The sequence below is a fragment of the Streptomyces sp. NPDC001617 genome, from assembly GCF_053596855.1.
In genome coordinates, this window is sequence record NZ_JBSFHA010000115.1 from 22,247 (window position 1) to 31,908 (window position 9,662).

Below are 9,662 nucleotides of genomic sequence, written 5' to 3' on the forward strand. Positions count from 1 at the left end.
ACCTCTGATACACCGCAGCCACGAGAAAGGTTCCAGGTCCGGCCATGGCGCTCACGCTCTACGTCGACACCGCGCGCTGGCGTGCGCACCACAAGCACGTGCAGGACCAGTTCCCGGGGCTCGTCCCGGTCTGCAAGGGCAACGGCTATGGCTTCGGGCACGAGCGGCTGGCGGAGGAGGCCACACGGCTGGGCTCCGACATCCTCGCCGTCGGCACGACCTACGAGGCCGCGCGCATCAAGGACTTCTTCGGCGGTGACCTGCTGGTGCTGACGCCGTACCGCCGTGGCGAGGAGCCCGTCCCGCTGCCCGACCGGGTCATCCGCTCGGTGTCGTCCATCGACGGCGTGTACGGCCTCGTGGGAGCCCGGGTGGTCATCGAGGTGATGTCCTCGATGAAGCGGCACGGCATCAGCGCCCAGGACCTCCCGCAGCTGCACGCCGCCATAGAGAACGTGCGCCTCGAGGGCTTCGCCATCCATCTGCCGCTGGACCGCACGGACGGCTCGGACGCCGTCGAGGAGGTCATCGGCTGGATGGACCACCTGCGAGCGGCCCGGCTGCCGCTGCACACGATGTTCGTCAGCCACCTCAAGGCCGACGAACTCCACCGGCTCCAGCAGCAGTTCCCCCAGACCCGCTTCCGCGCCCGCATCGGCACCCGGCTGTGGCTGGGGGACCACGAGGCCACCGAGTACCGCGGGGCGGTCCTGGACGTCACGCGTGTCGCCAAGGGGGACCGCTTCGGGTACCGCCAGCAGAAGGCGGCCTCGGACGGCTTCCTGGTGGTCGTGGCGGGCGGCACCTCGCACGGTGTGGGCCTGGAGGCCCCGAAGGCGCTGCACGGCGTCATGCCGCGTGCCAAGGGCGTCGCCCGGGCCGGCCTCGCCACGGTCAACCGGAACCTTTCTCCGTTCGTCTGGGGCGGGAAGCAGCGCTGGTTCGCGGAGCCGCCGCACATGCAGGTCTCGATCCTGTTCGTGCCGGCGGACGCACCGGAGCCGAAGGTGGGCGAGGAGCTGGTGGCCCATCTGCGGCACACCACCACGCAGTTCGACCGGATCGTCGACCGCTGAGCGACCGGGCAGACAGCGAAAAGGCCGTACACGGATATGCGTGTACGGCCTTCTGCGTGAGCCTTCCGGCCGATTGCGCGGGTCTCTCAGGGGTGTTCGCTCAGAGCGAACCGTCCGTGGAGGATGACGTTCCGCTGTTGCCCCACTCCACCTGAGGTCCCTCGAAGTGGGCCGCGTGACGCGGCGGATGGGCGGCGGCGCCGACGACGAAGACGTCTTCCGCGCCGTCCAGCACGCCTCCAGAGGGGTCGTCGTCGCCCGCCCTGCGCACCGGGTCCCGGTCCGGCATGAGGATGTCGCGCACGACCATGACGCACAGGTACAGCGTCCCCAGCAGGTGTACACCGATCGCCCAGTGGTAGCCGTCCTGCGGCAGTCCCTTGTGGGCGTCACCGCTGGTCGTGTACGCGAGGTACATCCAGATGCCCAGGAAGTACGCGACCTCGCTGGCCTGCCAGATCAGGAAGTCCCGCCACTTGGGCCGAGCCAGCACCGCGAGCGGCACCAGCCACAGGACGTACTGCGGCGAGTACACCTTGTTGGTGAGGATGAACGCCGCGACGATCAGGAACGCGAGCTGGGCGAAGCGCGGGCGGCGGGGGGCGGTCATCGTGAGCACCGCGATGCCCACAGAGCACAACACCACCAGGGCCGTGGCCAGGTTGTTGACCGTGTCGGTGGTCAGCGGGTTCGTCGTGTTCTGGGCCATGATCAGCCAGAAGGAGCCGAAGTCCACGCCCCGGTCGTGGCTGAACTTGTAGAACTGCACCCAGCCGTCCCAGGCGAAGAACATCACCGGCAGGTTCACGACGAGCCAGGAGACGACCGCTCCTGCCAGTGCTCTGCCGAAGTCCCGCCATTTGCCCGCGCGCCAGCACAGCAGGAACAGCGGGCCCAGCAGGAACACGGGATAGAGCTTGGCAGCCGTGGCGAGCCCCAGGAGGACGCCGAAGGCGAGGGGACGGCTCCGGGCCCACATCAGCATCGCCGCGGCCGTCAGAGCGACCGCCAGCAGGTCCCAGTTGATGGTGGCGGTCAGCGCGAAGGCGGGCGCCAGGGCGACCAGCAGACCGTCCCAGGGTCGGCGGGCGTGCGTACGGGCCACGCAGACCGCGATGACGACCGCGCACACCATCAGCATTCCGGCGTTGACCATCCAGTACCACTGTTCCTGGTCCTGGATGCTGCCGCTGCCCGGCGTGAGCCAGGCGGCCACCTCCATGAACACACCGGTGAGCACCGGGTATTCGAGGTACGGCATGTCGCCGGAGAGCTTGTCGAAGTAAGGCACGAGCCCGTCGGCGAAACCGCGTCCCTGGTAGAGGTGCGGGATGTCGGAGTAGCAGGCCTTCGTGTACTGCGAGCTGGCGCCGAAGAACCAGGCGCTGTTGTAGCACGGGGCCTTCTGGATCATCCCGAGGGCGAACATGCCGATCGCGACGAGGGCGACGACCCGGACGGGAGTCCACCAGGACGTCCCGGTCAGGGCGCGCCACCCGAGGGGGCCGCCGATCAGCTCGCTGCCGGACCGTGCGACCGGATCCTCCTTGGTCGGACGCACCGGGTCCTGCTCGTGCACGCTCGCTTGCGTCGATTCTGCGCTGGGCATGGGGCACATCCTGCCGTACATGCCTAGGAATACGCCGAGGGCCGCCTCACCCTCTCAGGTGCGGCGGCCCCTGTTTCACGTGAAACATATGCGTGTTTCACGTGAAACACCCGTGCCGGGAGCTTTGGCGGCTAACCGCTGGAACCTCCGAAGAGTCCTCCGTTGCCATTGCCTCTGCTGTTGCCGGTGCCTGACGTATCGGTGGCCGTCGGAGTCGAGGTCACGCCTCCGTCCGTCCCTCCTGTGTCCGTGCCACCGGTGTCGGTGCACTGCCAGCTGAACCGGCAGGACTCGGTCGCTGTGGGCGTCGGGCTGGTCAGCGTCTCGCTGGGCGTCGGACTGGGCGTCGGACTCGTCAGCGTCTCACTGGGCGTCGGGGTCGGCGTCGGACTCGGCACGTCGTTGACGACCTCACCGATGGGCTGCGGCGTCGGGAAGTCCTTCGCCGGCTGGCCCTTCAGCGCCTCCGCCATGTAGTCGTGCCAGATCTCGGCCGGGAACGAGGCACCGTGGATCTTCTCCTGACCGCCCGTTCCGTACATCTTCAGGAAGGTGCGGTTCTTCTTGGTCTCGTCGTCGTCGTACCGGAACATCGTGATCGACGTCGCCAGCTGCGGGGTGTAGCCCACGAACCAGGCGGACTTGTTGCCGTCGGTGGTACCGGTCTTTCCGGCCACCTCACGTCCGGGCAGCTGGGCATTGGTACCCGTGCCCTTCTCGACCACGGTCCTCAGCACGTCGGTGACGTTGTCGGCGACCTTCGGAGTGAACGCCTCGGTGGTCTTGTCCTTGTGCGTGAAGATCGTGCCGTCCTTGCTCGTGACGGTCTGCACGGAGTACGGGTCACGCTGCTGGCCACTGGCCGCGAAGGTGGCGTAGGCCCCCGCCATACGGATGGCGCTCGGGTCGGAGATACCGATGGAGAAGGACGGGTAGTTGGTGCCGGCCAGGCTGTCCTCCTTGAGACCAGCAGCCACGGCGGCGTCCTTCACCTTGTTCAGACCGACGTTCATGCCGAGCTGCACGTAGGCGGAGTTCACCGACTCCCGCATCGCCTCACGCAGGTCGATGTCATAGTTCGGCGGATTGCCGTACGACTCGTTGCCGTCGTTGGTCTGCAGCCACTCCTCGCCCTTCTCGTTCTTCCAGACCGTTCCGTCGTACTCCTTGATCTTCAGCTTGTTCTTGCCGCTGTACAGGCTCTTCGGGGACACCTGCTTGCGCTCGTCCTGCGGCTGCTCGCTCCCGCCGGAGGGGTCGCGTACACCCCACTGCATCGCCGCCGCGAGCACGAACGGCTTGAAGGTCGAGCCGACCTGGGCGCCAGTCACGTCCGCGTTGTTGGTGAAGTGCTTGGTGGCGTCCTCACCGCCGTAGATGGCCTTGATGGCCCCGGTCGTCGGGTCCACGGAAGCGCCGCCGAACTGGACGTGGGTGTCCGTCTTGGGGCGCTGCTTGGGCTTGATGTTGGCTTTCTGGACGTTCTCGACCGACTTCTCGAGCGCGTTGACCTTCTTCTTGTCGAAGGTCGTGTAGATCGAGTAGCCGCCCTGCTGCAACTGGTCGGCGGTGAGGATCTTGTTGTTGATCAGGTACGCCTTGGCGAGGTCCACCAGGTAGCCGGTCTGGCCCCTGAGGTCGCTGTTGGACCTCGGGTTCTGCCACTTGGGGAGCGTGGTGTACTTCGCCCGCGTCGCGGCGTCCAGGTGGCCGTACGCGACCATCTTGTCGAGCGTGTTCTGCATCTGAGCCAGAGCACGCTTTGTGTTGGCCTCCGGGGTGGCCGACGAGTCGATGGACTGCGCACCCGCCGGGTCGTAGTACGTGGCGCCCTTGAGCATCGCCGCCAGGAAGGCGCACTGGCCCGGATTCAAGTCGACGGCATCCACTCCGAAGTACGCGCGCGCGGCCGCCTGGATGCCGTACGCACCGCGCCCGTAGTACGCGGAGTTCAGGTAGCCCTGCATGATCTCGTCCTTCTTCATGGTGGAACCCACCTTGATCGAGACGAAGATCTCCTTGAACTTCCGTGAGATGGTCTGGGACTGGTCGTCCAGCATCGCGTTCTTCACGAACTGCTGGGTGATGGTGGAACCGCCCTGCGTCTGACCACCTCTGGCCATGTTGAACAGGGCTCGGGCGATGCCCTTCGGGTCGATGCCGCTGTCGGTCTCGAAGGTCTTGTTCTCCTGCGAGATGACGGCGTACTGCATCTCCTTGGGGATCTGCGAGAGGTTGACGATCTGACGGTTCGTCTCACCGCCCGTGGCGACCATCTCGGTCCTGTTGGACCAGTAGAAGACGTTGTTCTGTGCCGTGGCGGTCTTCGCGAGGTCCGGCACGCCCACCATGGCGTAGGCGATACCCGCGACGGCCACCATGCTGCCGAAGAACCCGATGAAGAGGCCGGTCACCAGCTTCCACGAAGGCAGCCAGCGCGCAGCGCCGTACTTGCCCGCGCGCGGATAGTCAATGAACCGCTTCTTGCCGGGAGGGGCCGAGCGCCCCCTGCCCCGACCGGGGCCCGCCGGACCGCCGGGCGCGCCGCGTCGACCTCCGCGGGCGGGCTCGGGCGCTCTGCGACGGCTGCCTCCACTGCTTCTCTGAGCCGCGCGGCGGGCCTCGGCACGGCCGCCGTACGGCCGGTCCTCGTCGGCCGGCTGGCCGAACCCGTAATCGGCCGGGGACCCGGTGGCGCCCCGCGGTGCCGCGCGGCGGCCGGAGGACGAGCCGGACTGGCCGCGTCGGGCCGCGGCACGTCCGCCTTCCTGCGGCTGCGGCGGTTTGCGACGGTGCTCGCTCATCGAACGACTACTCCTCGGGCAGGCGCACCCTTGCGCGCCTGGAAACGGCGGCTGGTTTCCGGTCCCCCCGAAGTACGGATGTGGTCGATCGTGCATTCATCCGTACGGTACCCGGGCCCACGACGCCCCCCTGCGTCACTCGGTCCCCGGTGGTGTGCATGGCGCACAGACTACGCACCGTCAAAACACACCGAGCCCCGAAGTTCACCCCAAATCAGGCAACTTGCCTCGGATGAATAAGTGATGTGATCCCGTTCACCGTCTCCCCACTTGTCGCACCCGGAAGGCCGTTCTATCGTCTTGATGTATCGAGTCGATACATCGGAGCGAGATAAAGGCGAGGAGGCGAGGGGATGAGCCGGCGGTCCGGAATCCTCGAGTTCGCCGTTCTGGGCCTGCTCCGCGAGTCCCCGATGCACGGCTACGAGCTGCGCAAGCGGCTGAACACGTCACTGGGTGTGTTCCGCGCCTTCAGCTACGGAACGCTGTATCCCTGCCTCAAGACGCTGGTCGCGAGCGGCTGGTTGATCGAGGAGTCGGGGAACGCTCCTGAGGACGCCCTCGCCGCACCACTCGCAGGGCGTCGCGCCAAGATCGTCTACAGGTTGACGGCGGAGGGCAAGGAGCACTTCGAGGAGCTGCTCTCGCAGACCGGCCCGGACGCGTACGAGGACGAACACTTCGCCGCCCGTTTCGCCTTCTTCGGGCAGACGTCCCGCGATGTACGCGTGCGCGTGCTGGAAGGCCGCCGCAGCCGGCTGGAGGAACGCCTCGACAAGATGCGCACCTCCTTCGCACGCACCCGGGAGCGACTCGACGACTACACGCTTGAGCTCCAGCGCCACGGGATGGAGTCCGTGGAGCGCGAAGTGCGCTGGCTGAACGAGCTCATCGAGAGCGAGCGGGCCGGACGGGACCTTCGTGGTCCCACCTCCGGGGAGCCCGCTCAGCACGACACCACCAATGGAGCGCCGGGCGTCCTGCCCCGGCCCGGGGACACCCCCGGGCCGGATACGCCCGACGACACCGCCACGTGAGAGCCCAGTCGGGGCCTCACTCGTACACACAGGGAGCAACCGGAATGGGTTCGGTTCGCGTAGCCGTCGTCGGCGTGGGCAACTGCGCCGCGTCGCTGGTGCAGGGAGTCGAGTACTACAAGGACGCCGATCCGGCGTCCAAGGTCCCCGGCCTGATGCATGTGCAGTTCGGTGACTACCACGTGCGCGATGTGGAGTTCGTCGCCGCGTTCGACGTCGACGCCAAGAAGGTCGGCCTCGACCTCGCGGACGCCATCGGCGCCTCCGAGAACAACACCATCAAGATCGCCGACGTGCCGAACACCGGCGTCACGGTCCAGCGCGGCCACACCCTCGACGGCCTCGGCAAGTACTACCGCGAGACCATCGAGGAGTCCGCCGAGGCCCCGGTCGACGTCGTCCAGGTCCTCAAGGACAAGCAGGTCGACGTGCTCGTCTGCTACCTGCCGGTGGGTTCCGAGGACGCGGCGAAGTTCTACGCCCAGTGCGCCATCGACGCCAAGGTCGCCTTCGTCAACGCCCTTCCGGTGTTCATCGCCGGCACCAAGGAGTGGGCGGACAAGTTCACCGAGGCGGGCGTCCCGATCGTCGGTGACGACATCAAGTCCCAGGTCGGCGCCACCATCACGCACCGCGTCATGGCGAAGCTGTTCGAGGACCGCGGTGTCGTCCTGGACCGCACGATGCAGCTGAACGTCGGCGGCAACATGGACTTCAAGAACATGCTGGAGCGAGACCGCCTCGAGTCCAAGAAGATCTCCAAGACGCAGGCCGTCACCTCCCAGATCCCCGACCGGGACCTCGGCGAGAAGAACGTCCACATCGGCCCGTCCGACTACGTCGCCTGGCTCGACGACCGCAAGTGGGCCTACGTCCGTCTCGAGGGCCGTGCCTTCGGTGACGTCCCGCTGAACCTGGAGTACAAGCTCGAGGTCTGGGACTCCCCGAACTCGGCCGGCGTCATCATCGACGCCCTGCGCGCCGCGAAGATCGCCAAGGACCGCGGCATCGGCGGCCCGATCCTGTCGGCCTCCAGCTACTTCATGAAGTCCCCGCCGGTCCAGTACTTCGACGACGAGGCCCGCGAGAACGTCGAGAAGTTCATCAAGGGAGAGGTCGAGCGCTAGCACGACACAACGGTGCGCGCTGGAGCAGCGCCGCACCGCACTGAAAACGCTCCTGCCAGGGCTCTGAGGGTCCCCGGGTTGTCCGCCCGGGGACCCTCCCCGTATGTGAGGCTGTGCCCATGGCCGTCGTTCGTGACCTGCGCGTCCTCCTGCGCTTCAGGAACTTCCGACGCCTGCTCGCCGTACGACTGCTCTCCCAGGGCGCCGACGGCGTCTACCAGGTCGCGCTCGCCGCCTACGTCGTCTTCTCGCCGGAGAAACAGACCTCCGCGGCCGCGATCGCCTCCGCCATGGCGGTCCTGCTCCTTCCGTACTCCCTCGTGGGCCCCTTCGCCGGCGTCCTCCTGGACCGCTGGCGGCGGCGCCAGGTCTTCCTCTACGGCAACCTCCTGCGCGCCCTGATGGCGTCCGCGACGGCCCTCCTGATCCTCAGTCACGTCCCGGACTGGCTCTTCTACGTCTCCGCGCTGAGCGTCACCGCCGTCAACCGCTTCGTCCTCGCGGGCCTGTCCGCCGCACTCCCGCGCGTGGTCGACGCCGAGCGCCTCGTGATGGCCAACTCCCTTTCCCCGACCGCCGGTACGCTCGCCGCGACCGCGGGCGGCGGCCTCGCCTTCGTCGTACGGCTGGTGGTGGCGGACTCCGACGCCGCCGTCGTACTGCTGGGCGCCCTTCTGTACCTGTGCGCGGGGCTCGCATCCCTTCGCCTGGGGCGCGAACAGCTGGGCCCGGACCCCGAGTTGGTCCAGCCCCGCCTGCCCACGGCGCTCGCCGGCACAGCGCGTGATCTGGCGGCAGCCGTACGACATCTGGCTGCACCGCCACGCCGGGAGGCCGCCTGGGCGCTCGTCACGATGACGCTGATGCGGTTCTGCTACGGCGCTCTGCTGGTGATGCTGCTGATGCTCTGCCGGTACGCCTTCTCCTCGACCACGAAGGAGGGACTGCGGCTGCTGGGGCTGGCGTTGGGAACATCCGCCGCCGGTTTCTTCGTGGCGGCCGTGGTGACGCCGTGGGCCGCGGGCCGGCTCGGTCCGGGCCGCTGGATCGTCGCCTGCGCCGGGGTGGCCGCGGTCCTGGAACCCGCCCTCGGTCTCCCGTTCGCCACCGGCCCCATGCTGGCCGCGACGTTCGTCCTGGGGCTGACCACCCAGGGCGCGAAGATCGCGACCGACACGGTGGTGCAGTCCTCCGTGGACGACGGCTTCCGCGGGCGGATCTTCTCGGTCTACGACGTCCTGTTCAACGTCGCCTTCGTCGGCGCCGCCGCGGTGGCCGCCCTGATGCTGCCGCCGGACGGCCGCTCGGTAACGCTGGTCGTGTCGGTCGCCGTTGTCTACGGGGGGGTTGCTACGGCTATGGCCCGCTTTGAACGCCGATAAGTGTCACATGAAGGCCACAGAGTCCCTCTGCGTTCCAGGAGTGTCAGTGGAGACCGGTAACTTACCTGCGTCTTACGCGCCTCTTATGTGCGCCGCTCACCAACTCTTCTAGGGGGATCCCCAAGTGACCACTCCGCCCCAGGGTCAGAACCCGTTCGCACAGGGTCAGCAGCCGCAGGCCCCGCAGGCTTACGGCCAGCCGCAGCCGCCCGCCCCGTACCCGCCCCAGGGCACCGCTCCCTACGCGCCGGTTCCGCCGTCGTCCCCGGGCAGACGGGTCAACAAGAAGGTGGTGCGGATCCTCGCCTTCATAGTCGTCGCGATACTCGTCGCGGTCGGCAAGTGGTACCTGGGGAAGACCGACGCGGAGACGACCGCCGTGGGCAGCTGCATGCACAACGAAGGCACTCAGACCAAGCCCGACCTGAAGACCGTCGACTGCTCCTCGAGCGACGCGCAGTTCAAGGTTGTCCAGAAGTTCGACAACACCAGCGACGACAGCAAGTGCGAGTCCGTCAAGGAAGCGACGATCTCCTACTACCAGACCGGCGACAGCCACGACGTCGTGCTTTGCCTGAAGGAAGTCAAGTAACACGTGCAGCAGACCTGTGGGGGCGGTGTTTCACG

At 67.5% G+C, this 9,662-nt stretch carries 7 protein-coding genes; 5 read left to right on the plus strand and 2 right to left on the minus strand.

All coding sequences use genetic code 11. The features are described from left to right. Positions 1–44: 44 nt before the first annotated feature. Positions 45–1,076 (plus strand): alanine racemase, encoded by a 1,032-nt coding sequence (locus ACWC09_RS47415; protein ID WP_450857923.1) that lies wholly within the window; start codon positions 45–47, stop codon positions 1,074–1,076. A gap of 100 nt (positions 1,077–1,176) precedes the next feature. Here the strand turns inward: ACWC09_RS47415 and ACWC09_RS47420 are convergent, their stop codons facing one another. Together ACWC09_RS47420 and ACWC09_RS47425 are read right to left on the minus strand one after the other, a co-directional pair. Next, complete coding sequence (locus ACWC09_RS47420) at positions 1,177–2,685, minus strand: glycosyltransferase family 87 protein (RefSeq protein ID WP_450857924.1); 1,509 nt, start codon at positions 2,683–2,685, stop codon at positions 1,177–1,179. A gap of 131 nt (positions 2,686–2,816) precedes the next feature. Beyond that, complete coding sequence (locus tag ACWC09_RS47425) at positions 2,817–5,489, minus strand: transglycosylase domain-containing protein (RefSeq protein WP_450857926.1); 2,673 nt, start codon at positions 5,487–5,489, stop codon at positions 2,817–2,819. Positions 5,490–5,842: 353 nt separating this feature from the next. Between ACWC09_RS47425 and ACWC09_RS47430 the strand changes: the two genes are divergently transcribed. From ACWC09_RS47430 to ACWC09_RS47445, 4 genes are all read left to right on the plus strand, one after another. Next, a complete protein-coding gene (locus ACWC09_RS47430; RefSeq protein ID WP_450857928.1) occupies positions 5,843–6,526 on the plus strand; it encodes a helix-turn-helix transcriptional regulator in 684 nt (227 codons plus the stop codon). Between the two features lie 44 nt (positions 6,527–6,570). Then, positions 6,571–7,653 carry an inositol-3-phosphate synthase gene (locus tag ACWC09_RS47435; protein WP_450857930.1) on the plus strand — a complete coding sequence of 361 codons (1,083 nt, stop codon included), beginning with the start codon at positions 6,571–6,573 and terminating at the stop codon, positions 7,651–7,653. Between the two features lie 119 nt (positions 7,654–7,772). Beyond that, positions 7,773–9,035, plus strand: coding sequence for an MFS transporter (locus ACWC09_RS47440; RefSeq protein ID WP_450857931.1), 1,263 nt, complete (start codon positions 7,773–7,775; stop codon positions 9,033–9,035). Between the two features lie 124 nt (positions 9,036–9,159). Then, positions 9,160–9,627, plus strand: a complete 468-nt coding sequence (locus ACWC09_RS47445) for an LppU/SCO3897 family protein (protein WP_450857933.1) — start codon at positions 9,160–9,162, stop codon at positions 9,625–9,627. The last annotated feature ends 35 nt before the right edge of the window (positions 9,628–9,662 follow it).